Genomic DNA, 944 nt, shown 5'->3' with positions numbered 1-944 from the left:
CATCGCAACCTCCTTCGTTCAGGTGTTGCGACGACCGCTTGAATCCGCCCACTATGCGGCGGAGGCCTATCGACAAGTCCTGGCAGACGCCGATCTGCTCGGATCGATGGGGCGCAAGGGGAACCCCTATGACAACGCCAAGGCCGAAAGCTTCATGAAGACACTCAAGGTCGAGGCCGTTTACCCGATGGCGTTCGAAACCTTCGAGGACGTCACCGAGCATCTTTCTCACTTCATTGACGAGGTCTACAACAAGCAAAGGCTACATTCGGCGCTGGGATATCTCAGCCCGCAGCAGTTCGAGGATCAACATATCCGGCAGACCGGTCAAAACGCCGCCTGATAGATGTCCACCCTCGGGGGCGCACTCCAGATCGGCGTCCAATTTTGATCCCCCTTATGTAATGCGCGGCGGTCAGCGTTCGCCCGGGCGGAGCTGGTCAGGGTTGCGCAGACCGGGCGAGCGCGGATGGCGCTTGGCAGCTTGATAGGTGATCAGGCGCGGTTCTTGAAGCGCCAGGATTCGTTTCCGGTCTCGATGATCTCGCAATGATGGGTGAGACGGTCGAAGGAGCGCTGTCGTCATCTTGGCGTCGCCGAAGACGGCGGGCCATTCGCCGAACGCCAGGTTGGTGGTGACGATGATCGAGGTCCGCTCGTAGAGCCTACTGATCAGGTGGAAGAGCAATTGCCCGCCGGCCTGCGCGAACGGGAGATAGCCGAGTTCGTCGAGGACGACGAAGTCGAGCCGCGTTAGGTAGTCAGCAATGCGTCCCTGCTTGCCGCTTCGGTGCTCCATCTCGAGCCGGTTGACGAGATCGACGACGTTGAAGAAGCGGCCGCGTGAACCGTTGCGGATCAGGGCCCGCGCGATGGCGATTGCCAGATGCGACTTGCCGGTTCCGGTCGAAGCAGCGTCATACTGCCGGGTGTCCGGCGCATGA

1 protein-coding gene and 1 pseudogene are annotated in these 944 nt (G+C 60.8%); one reads left to right on the top strand and one right to left on the bottom strand.

The genetic code is table 11. The features are described 5' to 3' along the window. A partial coding sequence (locus AU465_RS33020; RefSeq protein WP_192257195.1) for an integrase core domain-containing protein occupies nucleotides 1-343 on the top strand: 343 nt, incomplete at its 5' end. A gap of 152 nt (nucleotides 344-495) precedes the next feature. On the opposite strand, the pseudogene AU465_RS33015 reads toward AU465_RS33020, so the two are convergent. Then, nucleotides 496-944: pseudogene (locus AU465_RS33015) on the bottom strand (ATP-binding protein); the annotation flags it as partial.

It is taken from the genome of Mesorhizobium silamurunense (assembly GCF_014843905.1).
In the GTDB taxonomy this organism is placed as follows: domain Bacteria; phylum Pseudomonadota; class Alphaproteobacteria; order Rhizobiales; family Rhizobiaceae; genus Mesorhizobium; species Mesorhizobium silamurunense.
The sequence above is the reverse complement of the archived record's forward strand: the minus strand, read 5'-3'. Positions and strand labels throughout refer to the sequence as shown.